The sequence below is a fragment of the Nocardioides deserti genome (assembly GCF_014266025.1).
GTDB classification, from domain to species: Bacteria; Actinomycetota; Actinomycetes; order Propionibacteriales; family Nocardioidaceae; genus Nocardioides; species Nocardioides deserti.
Genome location: NZ_JACMYC010000006.1, coordinates 197,194 through 212,973 on the forward strand (window position 1 = coordinate 197,194; position 15,780 = coordinate 212,973).

The 15,780-nt window shown below is 74.1% G+C and carries 16 protein-coding genes; 3 read left to right on the forward strand and 13 right to left on the reverse strand.

The features are described from left to right. Nucleotides 1–51 precede the first annotated feature (51 nt). A complete protein-coding gene (gene tsaD, locus H7344_RS12535; RefSeq protein ID WP_186346366.1) occupies nucleotides 52–1,107 on the reverse strand; it encodes a tRNA (adenosine(37)-N6)-threonylcarbamoyltransferase complex transferase subunit TsaD in 1,056 nt (351 codons plus the stop codon). Nucleotides 1,108–1,139: 32 nt separating this feature from the next. Here tsaD and H7344_RS21215 point away from each other — a divergent pair, with 32 nt between their 5' ends. Next, the gene (locus H7344_RS21215) at nucleotides 1,140–1,853 is read left to right on the forward strand and encodes a GNAT family N-acetyltransferase (RefSeq protein ID WP_186346367.1); all 714 of its coding nucleotides are present in this window, start codon (nucleotides 1,140–1,142) and stop codon (nucleotides 1,851–1,853) included. Here the strand turns inward: H7344_RS21215 and H7344_RS12545 are convergent. Genes H7344_RS12545 through H7344_RS12570 form a run of 6 tightly spaced genes read right to left on the reverse strand, consistent with a single transcriptional unit; the run spans nucleotide 1,837 to nucleotide 7,560 of the window. Further along, nucleotides 1,837–2,298, reverse strand: a complete 462-nt coding sequence (locus H7344_RS12545; RefSeq protein WP_186346368.1) for a GNAT family N-acetyltransferase — start codon at nucleotides 2,296–2,298, stop codon at nucleotides 1,837–1,839. The genes H7344_RS21215 and H7344_RS12545 overlap by 17 nt on opposite strands. A 24-nt stretch (nucleotides 2,299–2,322) precedes the next feature. After that, complete coding sequence (gene tsaB, locus H7344_RS12550) at nucleotides 2,323–2,964, reverse strand: tRNA (adenosine(37)-N6)-threonylcarbamoyltransferase complex dimerization subunit type 1 TsaB (RefSeq protein WP_186346369.1); 642 nt, start codon at nucleotides 2,962–2,964, stop codon at nucleotides 2,323–2,325. Beyond that, nucleotides 2,961–3,923, reverse strand: coding sequence for a tRNA (adenosine(37)-N6)-threonylcarbamoyltransferase complex ATPase subunit type 1 TsaE (gene tsaE / locus H7344_RS12555; RefSeq protein WP_186346370.1), 963 nt, complete (start codon nucleotides 3,921–3,923; stop codon nucleotides 2,961–2,963). Before tsaE ends, tsaB begins: the two co-directional genes overlap by 4 nt. Further along, a complete protein-coding gene (locus H7344_RS12560) occupies nucleotides 3,920–5,002 on the reverse strand; it encodes an alpha/beta fold hydrolase (RefSeq protein WP_186346371.1) in 1,083 nt (360 codons plus the stop codon). The genes tsaE and H7344_RS12560 overlap by 4 nt, the downstream gene beginning before the upstream one ends. After that, nucleotides 4,999–6,144, reverse strand: coding sequence for an alanine racemase (gene alr / locus H7344_RS12565; RefSeq protein WP_186346372.1), 1,146 nt, complete (start codon nucleotides 6,142–6,144; stop codon nucleotides 4,999–5,001). Before alr ends, H7344_RS12560 begins: the two co-directional genes overlap by 4 nt. Nucleotides 6,145–6,183: 39 nt before the next feature. Further along, nucleotides 6,184–7,560 (reverse strand): NAD(P)H-hydrate dehydratase, encoded by a 1,377-nt coding sequence (locus H7344_RS12570; protein WP_186346373.1) that lies wholly within the window; start codon nucleotides 7,558–7,560, stop codon nucleotides 6,184–6,186. Nucleotides 7,561–7,863: 303 nt separating this feature from the next. Here H7344_RS12570 and H7344_RS12575 point away from each other — a divergent pair, with 303 nt between their 5' ends. Next, nucleotides 7,864–8,790 (forward strand): hypothetical protein, encoded by a 927-nt coding sequence (locus H7344_RS12575; protein ID WP_186346374.1) that lies wholly within the window; start codon nucleotides 7,864–7,866, stop codon nucleotides 8,788–8,790. 84 nt (nucleotides 8,791–8,874) lie between these two features. On the opposite strand, the gene H7344_RS12580 is transcribed toward H7344_RS12575, so the two are convergent. Together H7344_RS12580 and glmS are read right to left on the reverse strand one after the other, a co-directional pair. Then, nucleotides 8,875–9,228: a holo-ACP synthase gene (locus H7344_RS12580; protein WP_186346375.1), complete on the reverse strand. Its 354-nt coding sequence runs from the start codon at nucleotides 9,226–9,228 to the stop codon at nucleotides 8,875–8,877. Between the two features lie 58 nt (nucleotides 9,229–9,286). Then, nucleotides 9,287–11,131 carry a glutamine--fructose-6-phosphate transaminase (isomerizing) gene (glmS, locus tag H7344_RS12585; RefSeq protein ID WP_186346376.1) on the reverse strand — a complete coding sequence of 615 codons (1,845 nt, stop codon included), beginning with the start codon at nucleotides 11,129–11,131 and terminating at the stop codon, nucleotides 9,287–9,289. Nucleotides 11,132–11,229: 98 nt separating this feature from the next. Here glmS and coaA point away from each other — a divergent pair, with 98 nt between their 5' ends. Then, nucleotides 11,230–12,207, forward strand: coding sequence for a type I pantothenate kinase (coaA, locus tag H7344_RS12590; protein ID WP_222130591.1), 978 nt, complete (start codon nucleotides 11,230–11,232; stop codon nucleotides 12,205–12,207). A gap of 1 nt (nucleotide 12,208) precedes the next feature. On the opposite strand, the gene H7344_RS12595 is transcribed toward coaA, so the two are convergent. From H7344_RS12595 to rplM, 4 genes are read right to left on the reverse strand one after another with little or no spacing between them, the layout of a single operon-like run. Continuing rightward, a complete protein-coding gene (locus tag H7344_RS12595; protein ID WP_186346378.1) occupies nucleotides 12,209–13,219 on the reverse strand; it encodes a GNAT family N-acetyltransferase in 1,011 nt (336 codons plus the stop codon). A gap of 11 nt (nucleotides 13,220–13,230) precedes the next feature. Continuing rightward, complete coding sequence (gene glmM, locus H7344_RS12600) at nucleotides 13,231–14,574, reverse strand: phosphoglucosamine mutase (RefSeq protein WP_186346379.1); 1,344 nt, start codon at nucleotides 14,572–14,574, stop codon at nucleotides 13,231–13,233. 8 nt (nucleotides 14,575–14,582) lie between these two features. Further along, entirely contained in the window at nucleotides 14,583–15,092 is a 510-nt protein-coding gene (gene rpsI / locus H7344_RS12605) for a 30S ribosomal protein S9 (protein ID WP_229707102.1), read from the reverse strand. 36 nt (nucleotides 15,093–15,128) lie between these two features. After that, nucleotides 15,129–15,572 (reverse strand): 50S ribosomal protein L13, encoded by a 444-nt coding sequence (rplM, locus tag H7344_RS12610; RefSeq protein ID WP_186346380.1) that lies wholly within the window; start codon nucleotides 15,570–15,572, stop codon nucleotides 15,129–15,131. Nucleotides 15,573–15,780: the final 208 nt, after the last annotated feature.

Consider the following 15,780-nt stretch of genomic DNA (forward strand, 5'->3'; position numbering starts at 1 on the left):
TGTAACGGCTCCTGGCCGGCCCCGCGGCGTACGTCGGGCGGAGCCGAGCGCCTAGACGAGCACCTCGGTGACGGGGAGCGAGGAGTCGGCGGGCAGGTCGAGGGACGAGGGCGTGCGGCCGCGGGCGACCATCTCGGCACCGAGGGCGGCGACCATGGCGCCGTTGTCGGTGCACAGGCCGGGGCGGGGCACGCGGACGCGGATGCCGAGCTTGGCGGCCCGCTCCTCGGCGAGGTGGCGCAGGCGGGAGTTGGCAGCGACGCCGCCGCCGATGAGCAGGTCCTCGATGCCCTCGGACGAGGCGGCGTCGAGTGCCTTGCGGACCAGCACGTCGCAGACGGCCTCCTGGAACGACGCCGCGACGTCGGCCACGGGGACCGGCTCCCCGGACCGCTCGCGCGCCTCGACCCACCGGGCCACCGCGGTTTTGAGGCCGGAGAAGGAGAAGTCGAACCGGTGCCGCTCGAGGTCGCGGCGCGAGGTCAGGCCGCGCGGGAAGTCGACGTACACCGAGGAGCCCTCACGGGCGGCCCGGTCGATGTGCGGCCCTCCGGGGAACGGCAGGCCGAGCAACCGCGCCACCTTGTCGAACGCCTCGCCGGCCGCGTCGTCGATCGTCGCGCCCATCGGGTCGACACCGCCATCGGCGCCGGTCACGTCGGTGACGCGCAGCAGGCTGGAGTGGCCACCGCTGACGAGCATCGCGACGCACGGCTCGGGCAGCGCGCCGTGCTCGAGCTGGTCGACGGCGACGTGGGCGGCGAGGTGGTTGACGCCGTACAGCGGCTTGTCCAGCCCGATCGCCAGCGCCTTGGCCGCGGCGACGCCGACGAGCAGGGCGCCGGCGAGGCCGGGTCCGCTGGTGACCGCGATCGCGTCGACGTCGGAGGGGCGGACGCCGGCGGTCTCGCAGGCGCGCTCGATCGTCGGCACCATCGCCTCGAGGTGGGCCCGGCTGGCGACCTCCGGCACGACGCCGCCGAAGCGGGCGTGCTCGTCGACGCTGCTGGCGACCGCGTCGGCGAGCAGCTCGTGGCCGCGGACGATGCCGACGCCGGTCTCGTCGCAGGAGGTCTCGATGCCGAGCACGAGGGGGGCGTCCGTCACGGCTCCATTGTGCGCGGTGGAGGATGACCGGCGTGCGCGAGGTGTCGGGGGCGGGGCTGGAGCGGCTCGCGGCGGCCGGCCCGGTGCCGTTCGTGCGGCACACCGTCGGCCCGGCGACGTACGACGTCGCGTGGGTGCACGGCGACGCGGTCGTGGTCCACAACGCGCGCCACACCGTCGCCCTCGGCCCGGCGGGCGACCTCGGCCCGCTGCTCGCGGAGCTCGCCGACCACCTTCTGCCGGAGCGGCTGACCGTCGAGGAGGCCGCGCGCGACGCGCTGCCCGCGGCGTGGCACCACGAGGTCCGCGGCCACTGGCACTGGATGCGCTGCACCACGCCCGCTCCCCCACCGGTGGTGCCGCTCGAGGAGGTCACCGACCACGAGGCGATCGACGCGGTGCTCGACATCGCCCAGCCCGACACGTTCGGCCGGCCCGGCACGCCGGGGATCGAGGGCTGGCTGGGCGTGCGGGAGCAGGGGCGGCTGGTCGGCGTGGGAGCGGTACGGCGTGACCCGGACGGCAGCGGGCACCTGCGGGCCGTCTCGGTGCTGCCGGAGGCGACCGGCCGCGGCCTCGGGCTGGCCCTGTCGCAGGGGCTCACCCGGCGGGCGATGGACCGGGCGCCGCACGTGGCGACGCTCGGGGTCTACACCGACAACGGGCCGGCGCTGCGGGTCTACGACCGGTTGGCGTACCGGACCGAGCACACGTTCTGCTCCGGCCCGGTCAGCAGCCCTTCCTGAGCCCGCGGCGCAGGACGACTGCGGTCGCCCCGTCGCGGTAGTAGCGCCGACGGCGGTCGACCTCGACGAACCCCCGCGCCGCGTAGAACGCCAGCGCCCCGGCGTTGTCCTCACGGACCTCGAGCAGCAACCGCTCCGCACCGTCCGCCTTGGACCGCGCGACCACCTCGTCCAGCAGGGCGGTCGCGTGGCCGCCGCGCCGAGCGGCCGGCGTGACCGCGATCCGCTGGAGCTCGGCGATGTCGGCGACGATGCTCGCGACCGCGTGGCCGACCACCGCGCTGCCGGGGCCGTCGGCCTCGGCCACCAGGTAGACCACCGTCGGCACCTCGCCGGCCAGCCCGGCCTCGACCAGCCCGCGCGACCAGGCGTCGACGCCGAGGCACTCGTCCTCGAGCGCGGCGACCACGTCGAGGTCGGCGGGCGTGGCGGTGCGGACGCTCACGAGGCCGGCCTCACGAGACGGCCTTCACGAGACCGGCTTGGGCTCGCCGGGCATCTCGGCGTCGGGCCGCCGCAGGTACATCGGCTCGGGGTCGAGCAGCTCGGCCCCCTCCTCGGTCACCACCCGCGCCAGCCAGCCGGCGCTCGGGCGGACCGGGCCACGGGCGTCGGGGAACGCGTCGGGGTAGAGCACCGCGCCCTCGCCGACGACCGGCCGCTCGGTCGCCACGACGGCCGGGCGCTCGACGACCGGCCCGTCCAGCCGCGTGCCGTCGGCGTCGTACGTCGCCAGGTAGACCTCCTTGCGGCGCGCGTCGGTCGCCACGCAGAAGTCCGTGCCGATCCCGCCGTCCGCGGCCTCGACGGCGAGCACGTCGAGCGAGCACACGCCGTACACCGGCACGTCCAGCACGAACCCCAGCGTCCGCGCGGTGACCAGCCCGACCCGCAGCCCGGTGAACGGGCCGGGGCCGACGCCGGCGGCGACCGCGGTGAGGTCCTGGCGGACCGCGCCGACCTGGTCGAGGGCGGCCGCGACGAGCGGCGCGAGCTGCTCGCCGTGCTTCATCGAGCGCTCCGAGACGAGCTCGGCGACGACGTCCTGGCCGTCGTGGAGCGCGACGGTGACGTAGGGGGTGGCGGTGTCGAGGGCAAGCAGCAGGGTCATCCGAGTCCTCGGAAGGAGAGGGCGTGCCACCGGGGGCCCACCGGGGTGATCTCGACCCGGCGCGGGTCGAGCACGTCGTCGACGCCGTCGAGCGAGGCCGTGCTGTGGGACCCGTCGGGCACCTCGTCGGCCTCGGCGCGCACGATGCGGACCTCGAGCCGCGAGTCGGTCAGCCCCTCGGCCAGTCCCTCGCCCCACTCCACGACGGTGACCGCGGTGTCCAGGTCGGTGTCGAGGTCGAGGTCGTCGAGCTCCTCCATGCCGCCGAGCCGGTAGGCGTCGACGTGGACGAGCGCGGGGCCGTCGACCAGCGACGGGTGGACGCGGGCGATGACGAACGTCGGTGAGGTGATCTGGCCGCGCACGCCGAGGCCGGCACCGATGCCCTGGGTGAGCGTGGTCTTGCCGGCACCGAGCTCGCCGCTGAGCACGATCAGGTCGCCGGGGGCGAGCTGGCCGGCGAGCGAGCGGCCGAGCGCGTGCATCGCGTCGGGCGTGGGCGCCTGGAAGACGGCGGTCCGCAGCGGCCTCCGCATCTCGACCAGCGGCGAGCGCCGGTCGATCTCGCGGAACCCCTGCCGGTCCCAGAAGCGAATGGTCCGCGGCAGCTCCTCGCGCGCCACGACCGTCACGTCGTCGTACCCCTCGGCGTGGTCCACGACCGCGTCGATGAGCCGGCCGGCGATGCCGTGCCCCTGCGCGGACGGCACGACGCCGAAGCGGCGCAGGTAGACGGTGTTGCCGACCGGGTCGAGGACCAGCGCGCCGACGGGGTCGCCGTCGAGGGAGGCGAGCAGCCCGCCGTGCGGCGTGAGCAGCGCGGCGATCGACTCCTCGGTCTCGCTGAGCGCGTCGGCCGGCGGGTCGAGCGGTGGCCGGGCGGCGAAGGCCTCCTGCACCACCCGCAGCACCTGCGCGGCCGCCTCCGGCCCCACGCGCTCGACCTGGACGTCGCTCACCCTGCCAGCTCCTTCTCCCCCGCCGCGGCCAGCAGCCGGTCGAGCTCCGCGTCGACCTGCTCGTGCCGCTCCAGCACCACCATGTGCCCGGCTCCCTCGACCTCCACCAGCCGCGACCCGCGGATCCGCGCGTGCAGCTTGCGGCTGTGGCCGATCGACGTCAGCCGGTCGGCGGTGCCGCAGACGACCGTCGTCGGCACCCGGCCGAGCACCTCGACCGCGTCGAACTTGTCCAGCCCGCCGAACGCCGGGAAGAACTCCGCGACCACCTCGTACGGCGTCGCCGACAGCATCGCGTCGACGAACTCGACGTACGCCGCCGGCACGTCGTCGCCGAACGCGAACACGTCCGTGGCGACCATCGCCACCGCCTTGCCCAGCCGGCGCAGCCGGTCGACGCTGGTGTGCCGCCGGGCGAGCGTCGCGATGGTCCGCTCCGCCAGCGGCAAGCCGATCCTGGCCGGCACCACCGGCAGCAGCAGCCGGCCGACGTCGAGCCCGCCGGCCGTCGTGCTGACCAGGCCCACCGCCGCCACCCGGTCGCCGAACAGCTCGGGCTGCTGCTCGACGAGGGCGACCACCGTCATCCCGCCCATCGAGTGACCGACGACCACCACCGGGCCGTCGGGGACGACCTCGTCGAGGATGCGGCCCAGGTCGCGGCCGAGCTGGTCGATGGTCGCGTGCTCGACGTCGGAGCGGCCGGACCGCCCGTGCGAGCGCTGGTCGTAGAGGACCGTCCGGACGCCGGCGCGGCGCAGGTGCAGGCGCTGGAAGTGCCAGCAGTCGAGGGTCAGCGCGTAGCCGTGCACGAGCACGACCGTGACGTCCGAGGCAGCCCCGGTCGGGGTGTGCTCCGGCTCGTCGACCTCGACGTGCAGCGGCACGCCGTCGTCGGCCACGACCGTCAGCGGGGCGGCGCGCAGCGAGCCGAGCGGGACGTCGGGATGGTCCTCGGGCGGCGGGCCGGGGCGGCGCGAGAGCGCGCGGCGGTGGTGGGTGACGCCGAAGGCGGTGCCGACCGCAGCGAGCCCGGCCGCGCCGAGGGCCGTGAACCCGAGGGTCCGCCGCGGGTTCACGCGCGCACCTCCGTGTCGACGTGGGTGCGGGTGACCCGGCTGCCGCCGAACCGGGTGACGATCTCGTAGCTGATCGTCCCCGCCGCCTCCGCCCAGTCCTGCGCGGTGGGCGCGCCGTCGCGGCCGGTGCCGAAGAGGACGACGTCGGTGCCCGGCTCGGGCCGGTCGCCGTCGAGGTCCACCACGAGCTGGTCCATGCAGACGCGGCCGCGGACGGGTCGCTGCTTCCCGGCGATCCCCACGGACGCGTGGTTGCTGAGCGAGCGCGGCACGCCGTCGCCGTACCCCACCGGCACCAGGCCCAGCGTGGTCGGCCGGTCCGCGACCCAGGTGTGGCCGTAGGAGACGCCGGAGCCGGCCGCGACGTCCTTGACCATCGCGAGCGTCGCGCGGGCGGTCATCGCGGGCACCAGCCCGAGGTCGGGGGTGTGGCCGGGGGCGGGGTCGAGGCCGTACGACGCGATGCCGCACCGGACGAGGTCGAACCGCGCGCTCGGCCGCAGGATCGCCGCCGCGCTGTTGGCGAAGTGACGCACCTCCGGCTCGAGGCCGGCCGCCGCCGCGAGGTCCAGCGCGTCGCGGAAGACCTGCTCCTGGCTGTCGTTGGCCGGGTCGTCCGGCTCGTCGGCCGAGGCCGGGTGGGTCCAGATGCCGGTGACGCGCCAGCGGCCAGCGACCTCCCCGGCGCGCGCGGCCTCGACGAGCGCCGGCCAGTCGGCGTACGTCGACCCGCCGCGCGACAGGCCGGTGTCGATCTTCAGCTGGAGCCGGGCCGGCGTGCCGGTGCGGGCAACGGCGGCCTCGACCTCGGCCAGCTCGGCGAGGGAGTACGCCGTGACGTCGACGCCGGCGGCGATCGCGGCGTCGTGGTCCTCACCGGGGACGGTGAGCCAGCACAGCACCCGTCCGGTGTCGCCGGCCGCCCGCAGCGCGAGCGCCTCGTCGATCGTCGCGACGCCCAGCCAGCTCGAGCCGGCGTCGCGGGCGGCCCGGGCGACCTCGACCATGCCGTGGCCGTACCCGTCGGCCTTGACCACCGTCATCATCGCGGCGCCGCAGTGCTCGGCCAGCGTGCGCACGTTGTGCCGGAGCGCCGCGAGGTCGACGACCACCTCGGCGCGCGGGACCGGCAGGGGGCTCATGACCCCCCATCCTCCCACCGTGCCGGGTCGGCGGTGCGGTCAGGGCTGCGGGAGGTCCCTCACCACCGCGGGCAGCGCGCGGGCCACCTCGGTCGCCACCAGCGGCCCGCCCGCGCTCGCGAGCGTGGCCGCCGCGCCGTGCAGCCACGAGCCCACGCTCGCCGCGTCGAACGGCTCGAGCCCCGCCGCCAGCAGCGCGCCGACCAGCCCGCCGAGCACGTCGCCCGCACCTGCCGTCGCCAGCCAGGGGTTGCCGGTCGTCGTCACGCGGACCCGCCCGTCGGGCCGCGCGGTCACGGTGTGGCGGCCCTTGAGCACCACGACCGCGCCGTAGTGCTCAGCCGCGTGCCGAGCCCACCCCAACGGGTCGCCCTCGATCTCCGCGCGGCCGCGGCCGAGCATCGCGGCGAGCTCGCCGGCGTGCGGAGTGAGCACGAGGTCGCGCGGGCCGCTCGTCACGTGCTTCAGCGCGTCGGCGTCGACGACGGTCGGCACCTCGTCGGCCAGCGTCGCCGCGAGCGCCTCGTCGGCGTGCGCACCGCCGCCGGACCCGACCACCCACGCCTGGACGCGGCCGGCGCCGACCACCTCGGGGTGCGCCTGGCGGACCCGGTCCGCGACCGGGTCGTCGCCGACGTACCGCACCATCCCAACGAGGCCGCAGGCGGCGCCGGCGACGCTGAGCAGGGCGGCGCCCGGGTACTCCGCCGAGCCGGCCCGGACGCCGACGACACCGCGGGTGTACTTGTGGTCCTGCGGCCGCGGGCGCGGCACCAGCCGCGCGACGTCCTCGGCCTGGAGCGCCTCGATCTCCGCGGGTGTCAGGTCGAGGCCGATGTCGACGAGGTGGACCGCCCCGCACGCCTCCGCCGCCGGGTCGACCAGGTGCGCGGCCTTGTGCGTGCCGAAGGTGACCGTGACGTCGGCGCTCACGTGTGACCCGTCCACCCGACCGGTGTCGACGTCGACCCCCGACGGCACGTCGACCGCGACCACCGGCACACCCTCGGCCTGCGCGAGCGCCCGCTCCGCCTCCGGCTTCAGCCCCGGACGGCCCCCGATGCCGACGATCCCGTCGACCACCACGTCGGGGCGCTTGGTCGGCTCGTCGACGGTGCGCCCGCCGGCTCGTCGCAGCGCCTCCAGGCCGCCCTCGTGGACCCGCTCGCCCAGCAGCACCGCCTCCACGCCGCACCCGCGCCTCGCGAGCAGCGCGCCCGCGAACAGCGCGTCGCCCCCGTTGTCCCCCGACCCGACCAGCAGCAGCACCCGTGCGCCGTACGCCTGGCCCAGCAGGTCCACCACCGCATGCGCCAGCCCGTGGGCCGCCCGCTGCATGAACGTCCCCTCCGGCACCCGCGCCATCAGGTCCCGCTCCGCCTGACGCACCTGCTCGACCGTGTGGGCGTACCGCATGGGCGCGACGCTATCCGCCTCGTGCTCGTGCTGCGGCCGGGTCCTGTCCGCTTCCCCCGTCCTGGCCCTCGCTCCGTCCCGCTGCGGGGTCGTGTGCCTCACGACGCGGGCCGGCGCTTCCTCAGGCACACGACCGCACCCAGCCGGCCGCCCCGGCGTCCCCGGCGTCCCCGCAAGCGCCCACCCAAGGGTCGTGTGCCTCTCGACGCGTGCCGGCGCGTCTCCAGGCACACGACCCTCAGGTCGAGGACGGGCTGTGGATGAGCGCCGACGTCCGACGCCCGATTCGATCACCCTCGTGGCATGGACCCGGATCTCGAGCGGCTGCTGACCGAGCAGCACGGGCTGGTCGCACGCCGACAGCTGCTCACTCACGGGATCGATGCCGACCGTGTGCGGAACCAGGTCGCCGCCGGCCGGTGGATGCTGCCCACTCCCCGGGTCGTCGCCACGGTCACCGGCACCCTGACGACCGAGCAGCGCCAGTGGATGGCCGTCCTGCACGCCGGGCACCGGAGCATGCTCGGTGGTCTGACCGCCGCGGCCCGGCACGGGCTCACCGGCTGGGAGACGCCCGTCGTCACGGTGCTGGTCGACGACGAGCTCGCCTTCGAGCCCGTGCGCGGCGTCCGGTTCTTCCGCAGCCGCCGGCCCTTCGACCTGCTGCGTTCCCCACGGGTCGGCCCGCCGACCTGCCGGCTCGAGCCGGCGGTGCTCCTGCACGCGGGGTACGTCGCCGACGCACGCGCCGCGCACGGACTGGTCGCCGCGACGATCCAGCAGCGGCTCACCACCTCGACACGGCTCGTCGAGTGGATCGACGTCCTCCGGCCGCTGCGGCGAAGCAGGCCGCTGTCGGCGACGATCAGCCACGCCGGCGCGGGAGCGCACTCGGCGGCGGAGCGCGCGGTCAATCGCATGTGCCGCGCGCACGGCATGCCGCTGCCGAACCGTCAGGTCGAGCGCATCGACTCCGCCGGCCAGCGCCGCTTCACCGACTGCGAGTGGCGGCTGCCGGACGGGACGACGCTGGTCCTGGAGGTCGACGGCGCATTCCACATGGAGGTCCGGCAGTGGATGGAGGACATCCGTCGGGCACGCCGGTTGATCGCGCGGGACCGCGTCGTCGTGCGGTGCACGGCGTACGAACTCCTGCACGAGCCGGACGAGCTCGCACGCGACCTGGTGGCGCTCGGCGTCCCGGGTCGTGTGCCTGACGCCGCGGCCTGACGCGTCCTCAGGCACACGACCCCCACCGCCGGCCCGGCCCGGCCCCGAGGAGAACCCGCTGGCACGAGGCGGAAACCGGACGCCTCAGGACTCCAGCACGACGACGGCCGAGGCGACGCCGGCGTCGTGGGAGAGCGAGAGGTGGACGGAGGCGACGCCGAGCTCGTCGGCCCGGGCGCGGACGGAGCCGCGCATCTCGAACAGCGGCCGGCCGGAGGACTCGGAGACCACCTCGGCGTCGTGCCACGACATGCCGACGGGGGCGCCGAGGGCCTTGGCGAGCGCCTCCTTGGCGGCGAACCGAGCGGCAAGCGACGCGAGCGGGCGGGACGCCTCGGCCGGGGTGAACAGACGCGCGGAGAGGCCGGCGGTGCGGGACAGCGACTCGCCGAACCGCTCGATGTCGACGACGTCGATGCCGACGCCGATCACCGGCACGCGCGGACCACCTTCGCGAGCCCCACAGGCCTGATGAACCCCACGAGCCTGACGACCCTCACTCGACCGTGACGGACTTGGCGAGGTTGCGGGGCTGGTCGACGTCGTGGCCCATCGCGGTGGCCAGCTCGCAGGCGAACAGCTGCAGCGGCACGACCGCGACCAGCGGCTGGAGCAGCACCGGCACCCGCGGCAGGCGGATCAGGTGGTCGGCGTACGGCTCGATCGAGGTGTCGCCCTCCTCGGCCAGGCAGATCGTCCGCGCACCCCGCGCCCGGACCTCCTGGATGCCCGAGATCATCTTCTCGTGCAGCTGGTCCCGACCCCGGGGCGGTACGACGCACAGCACCGGCAGCCCCTCCTCGACCAACGCTATCGGGCCGTGCTTGAGCTCACCGGCCGCGAACCCCTCGGCGTGGATGTAGGCCAGCTCCTTGAGCTTCAACGCCCCCTCGAGCGCGACCGGGTACCCCGCGTGGCGGCCCAGGAACAGCACCGACCGCGTGTCCACGTGCGCCCGCGCCAGCTCGTAGACCTCGTCGGCACGCGAGAGCACCGCCGCGATCTGGTCCGGGATCGACTCCAGCTGACGCATGATTTCGCTGATCTCGTCGCCGTAGCGGGTGCCCTTGACCTGCGCGAGGTACAGCGCGAGCAGGTAGCACGCCACCAGCTGGGTCAGGAACCCCTTGGTCGACGCGACCCCGATCTCCGGGCCGGCGTGGGTGTAGATCACCGCATCGGACTCCCGCGGGATCGTCGACCCGTTGGTGTTGCAGATCGCCAGCACCTTCGAGCGCTGCAGCCGCGCGTGCCGGATCGCCTGCAGCGTGTCCGCGGTCTCTCCCGACTGGCTGATCGCCACCACCAGCGTGGAGTAGTCCAGGATCGGGTCGCGGTAGCGGAACTCGCTGGCCAGCTCGACCTCGACCGGCACGCGGGTCCAGTGCTCGATGGCGTACTTCGCCACGAGCCCGGCGTAGAACGACGTCCCGCACGCGATGATGATGATCTTGTCGATGTCGCGCAGCTCCTGGTCCGAGAGGCGCATCTCGTCGAGCTGCAGCAACCCGTTGCGCGCGTGGCGACCCAGCAGCGAGTCCGCGACCGCGCGGGGCTGCTCGAAGATCTCCTTGCGCATGAACCAGTCGTGGCCGTCCTTCTCCGCCGCCGACAGGTCCCAGTCCACGTGGTAGCGCGTGCCCTCCGCGGGCGCCCCGTCGAACGTCGTGACCTCGACGCCCTCACGCGTGATCGTCACGACCTGGTCCTGGCCCAGCTCCAGCGCCTCACGGGTGTGCTCGATGAACGCCGCCACGTCCGAGCCGAGGAAGTTCTCCCCCTCGCCCAGGCCGACCACCAGCGGCGAGTTGCGACGCGCCGCGACGACGCGCGACGGGTCCTGCCCGTCCACCGCGACCAGGGTGAACGCACCCTCCAGCTGCTGGCAGACCCGCTGCATCGCGGTGGTCAGGTCCACGCCCGACTCCACCTGCAGCTCCAGCAGGTGCGCCGCGACCTCGGTGTCGGTCTCGGAGACGAGCACGTGGTCGTCGGCCTCGAGCCGCGCACGCAGGTCCGCGAAGTTCTCGATGATCCCGTTGTGCACCAACGCCACCCGCCCGGTCGATCCCAGGTGCGGGTGCGCGTTCACGTCGTTCGGCGCCCCGTGGGTAGCCCAGCGGGTGTGCCCGATCCCGGTCGTCGAGGCCGGCAGCGGCGCCTCGGCGATCACCTTCTCCAGGTTCGCCAGCTTCCCGGCCTTCTTCGCCGACGCGATGGTGCCGCCGTCGACGAGGGCGATGCCGGCAGAGTCGTACCCGCGGTACTCCAGCCTGCGCAGGCCCTCGATGACGACGTCCTGGGCCTGCTTGTCCCCGACGTACCCGACGATCCCGCACATGGGGGTCACTCTAACGACGTGGGACCGCGCGCCCCGCTTCGTCGCGCGGCTGCAACAATCGCGGCATGTCGCCTGGGTCGTCCGGCTCGACGGGTCCCATGACCGGGGCCGGTCCCGTCTCCGCCGACGAGCACCCCAAGGAGTCCTCGCCGTACATCGAGCTCGACCGCAGCGCCTGGGCCGCCCTCGGCACCGGCGCGGAGAGCCCCCTGAGCGCGCAGGAGATCCGCACGCTGCGCGGCCTCGGTGACTCGCTCGACCTCGACGAGGTGCGCGACGTCTACCTGCCGCTGAGCCGCCTGCTGAGCCTGTACGTCGAGTCGGCCGGCCGCCTGCACCGCAGGCAGGAGGACTTCCTGCACCGGCGTACGCCGCCGCGCACGCCGTTCGTCATCGGCGTGGCCGGCTCGGTGGCGGTCGGGAAGTCGACCACCGCCCGCGTCCTCCAGCAGATGCTGGCCCACTGGCCCGAGCACCCGAACGTCGCGCTCGTGACCACCGACGGCTTCCTCTACCCCAACGCCGAGCTCGAGCGCCGCGGCATCCTGCACCGCAAGGGCTTCCCCGAGTCCTACGACCGCCGCGCGCTGCTCCGCTTCGTCGTCGACATCAAGTCCGGCAAGGACGAGGTCGAGGCGCCCGTCTACTCCCACCTCGTCTACGACGTCGTCGAGGACGAGAAGGTCGTCGTCAAGCGGCCCGACGTCGTCATCGTCGAGGGCCTCAACGTCCTCCAGCCCGCCCGGGTCCGTGACGACGGCCGCACCAGCCTCGCGGTCAGCGACTTCTTCGACTTCAGCGTCTACGTCGACGCGGGCCGCGACAAGATCCGCGACTGGTACGTCTCCCGTTTCCTCCGCCTCCGCGAGACCGCTTTCCGCGACCCCGGCTCCTACTTCGCCAAGTACGCCGCCTTCACGCACGACGAGGCGGTCGCCGAGGCCGAGCGGATCTGGGACACGATCAACGGCCCCAACCTGGTCCAGAACATCCTCCCCACCCGCTCCCGCGCCACGCTCGTCATGCGCAAGGACCGCGACCACTCCGTGCGCTACGTGCGGCTGCGCAAGCTGTAGCTCAGACCCTCTTCTGCACGTCCAGCGCCCGCTCGACGACGCGGTAGCCCATGGCCTCGTTGACGGCGTTCATGGCGGCGTTGACGCCGGCGTTGCCGGTCTCGACGTGCTCGCAACCGGGGAACAGCTCGAGCAGCCGGCGGTGGCTGTGCAGCTTCATCGCGAGGGCGAGGTGGTGGCCGCGGTGCTCGGGAAGCACGAGCGTGCCGCCGACGGAGGCGTGGCGGGGGTCGACGTCGTGGACGGAGAGCTCGGTGAAGCCGCAGGCGGTGCCGTCGGGAGCGACCGCGAGGGCGCCGACCCAGGTGCGGCCGCTGTCGAGGAACCGCTGCTCGGTGGCGTGCAGCCGCTCGGCGTCCCACGACGCCGGGCCGAGCTCGAGGTCGCCCGTGGGGACCATCGAGGAGAAGACCGAGAGCATCGCGCAGAACGCCTCGACGTGCTCGTCGGGGACGCGGCGCTCGAAGCCGACCACGGAGTACGCCGCGATGCGGTCGGCCTCGCGGCGGTCGAGCTCGCCCCAGCCGGCCGGGGCCGTCCGCAGGTCGACCAGCTTGGTCTCCTCGCGGCTCGCCACGGGGTAGCCCCGTGCCGCGCAGAACATCGTCCCAGGGCTCTCCGCGCCGACCGGGGCGTAGGTCGTGCTGACCAGGGCGGTGCGGCCGTCGGCGACCGCGCGGGCCTCGAGGTCGGCGAGCACCGCGGACCCGACGCCCTGCCGGCGCGCGTCGGGCACGACGTACACCTCGAGGTCGGCGAGCTGCGGGTTGTCCGCGCGGAACAGGTGCAGCCGACCCGCGCCGACGACCCGGTCGTCGGCGTCGGTGGCGACCGTGAGGACCACGTCGAGGTCGGGCCGCGGGCGCGGGACGGCGACGCGGGCGACCTCCCACGTCGGCCAGGCGTCGTACGCACGCTCACGCGACGCGGCCTCGCCGACCTCCCACCAGGCGCGGAGGGCGCGCTCGTCGGCGGGGTCGATCTCGGTCACGGTCGCAGCGAGGTCCAGCACGCCGCGCAACGCTACGAGAGCGCCAGCCGCTCCCGCACCACATTTGCCAGCCGGTCGGCCACGTCGCGGGCGACCTGCTCGGTGGCGGCCTCGACCATCACGCGGACCAGCGGCTCGGTGCCCGAGGGCCGCAGGAGCACCCGACCGGAGTCGCCGAGCGCGGCCTCCTCCTCGGCGACCGCGGCCGCGAGCACCTCGTCGTCGGTGCGGGTCTTGTCGACGCCCGGCACGTTGACGAGCACCTGGGGGAAGCGGGTCATCACCGACGCGAGGTCGGCCAGCGACCGCCCGGTCAGCGACATCTGCTCGAGCACGTGCAGCGCGGTGAGGATGCCGTCGCCGGTGGTGGCGTGGTCGCGCATGATCACGTGGCCGGACTGCTCGCCGCCGAGGGAGAAGTGGTGGGCGTTCATCTCCTCGAGGACGTACCGGTCCCCCACCGCGGTCTGGCGCACCTCGATCCCCGCGTCGCGCATCGCGTTGACGAAGCCGAGGTTGCTCATCACGGTCGCGACGACGGTGTCGTCCTTGAGCTGGCCGGCGGTGCGAAGGCCGAGCGCGAGGATCGCCAGGATCTGGTCGCCGTCGACGACCTGCCCGGAGGCGTCGACCGCCAGGCAGCGGTCCGCGTCGCCGTCGAGCGCGAAGCCCGCGTCCGCGCCGTGCTCTATGACGGCCGCCTGGAGCGGGCCGAGGTGGGTGGAGCCGACGCCGTCGTTGATGTTGAGCCCGTCGGGCGCGGCGTTGATCGCGACGACGGTCGCGCCGGCGGCCTCGAGGGCGCGGGGGCCCGCGACCGACGCGGCGCCGTGGGCGCAGTCGAGGACGACCCTGAGCCCCCGGAGCGGCTGCACGGTGGCGACCAGGTGGTCGACGTACTCCTCGATGGGCGTGGCGTACGGCGTCACGCGGCCGACGTCGCCGCCCACCGGGGGCTGCCACGGCTGGCCCATGAGCGACTCGATCTCGCGCTCCAGCGCGTCGTCGAGCTTGATCCCGCCGCGGGCGAGGAACTTGATGCCGTTGTCGGGCATCGGGTTGTGCGAGGCGCTGATGACGACGCCGACGTCCGCGCCGAGCGCGTCGGTCAGGTACGCCACGCCGGGCGTCGGCACGACCCGGACGCGGACCACGTCGACACCGGCCGAGGCGAGCCCGGCGACGACGGCGTGCTCGAGGAACTGGCCCGAGATCCGGGTGTCACGGCCGACGACGGCGAGCGGGCGGGAGCCCTTGTACTCGCCGTGGTCGACCAGCACCCGGGCGGCACAAACGGAGAGGTCCAGGGCCAGCGAAGCGGTGAGGACACCGTTCGCCTGGCCCCGGACCCCGTCCGTGCCGAACAGACGACCCACGTGGGACGTCAGCGCTTGCTGAACTGCGGCGCCTTGCGCGCCTTCTTCAGACCGGCCTTCTTGCGCTCGATGACACGAGCGTCGCGGGTCAGCAGGCCCGCCTTCTTCAGGGTCGGGCGGTTGGCCTCGACGTCGATCGCGTTCAGCGCACGGGACACGCCGAGGCGCAGCGCGCCGGCCTGACCGGTGATGCCGCCGCCGTGGATGCGGGCGATGACGTCGAAGCGACCCTCGAGCTGCAGGGCGGCGAACGGCTCGTTCACGACCTGCTGGTGCAGTTTGTTGGGGAAGTAGGAGTCCAGGGTCCGGCCGTTCACGGTCCACTGGCCGGTGCCGGGGACGATGCGGACGCGGGCGACGGCCTCCTTGCGACGGCCGGTGGCCGCGCCGGGGGCGATGGTCGCGGGACGGGCCGGCGCGTCCGCGGACGGCGCGCTCTCCGAGCTGTAGGCGACGCCCTGCTCGTTGACCTCGTAGGTCTCCTCGACCTCGGTGTTGGTGTCGGTGGTCTCAGCCACGGTGATCCTCACTCAGACTTTCGGTAGGGCAGTCGATTACTGGGAGATCTGGGTGATCTCGAACGGGACGGCCTGCTGGGCCTGGTGCGGGTGGTTCGGGCCGCTGTAGACCTTGAGCTTCTTCAGCATCTGCCGACCGAGGCGGTTCTTGGGGAGCATGCCCCAGACGGCCTTCTCGATGACCTTGCGCGCGTCCTTCTCGAGGAGCTCACCGACCGGGGTGGCCGAGAGGCCGCCCGGGTAGCCGGAGTGGCGGTAGGCCATCTTGGTGGTCTTCTTGTTGCTCGACAGCGCGACCTTCTCGGCGTTGATGACGATGACGAAGTCGCCGGTGTCGGCGTTGGGCGCGAAGATCGGCTTGTGCTTGCCGCGCAGGAGGTTGGCGGACTGCACGGCGAGGCGACCGAGGACGATGTCGGTCGCGTCGATGACGTGCCACTCGCGCTGGATGTCAGCGGGCTTCGGGGCGTACGTACGCACGGCTGAGGCTCTCTTCGTTCGTGGTGCCCGCACGGCGGTCCCGTGCGGGTGGTGCTGCTGCGGCTTCTGACGAACACGGCCCGGCTCGCCCGAGCCCCCGGAGGGCCTCGGCGTCCGGATCTGCACCCGCCCCACGAGAGGGGACGAGCGCGGCAGGAGTCGCGACCGGCAAGACTACGGCGGCGCGGACCCGAGGGTCAAAACGCGG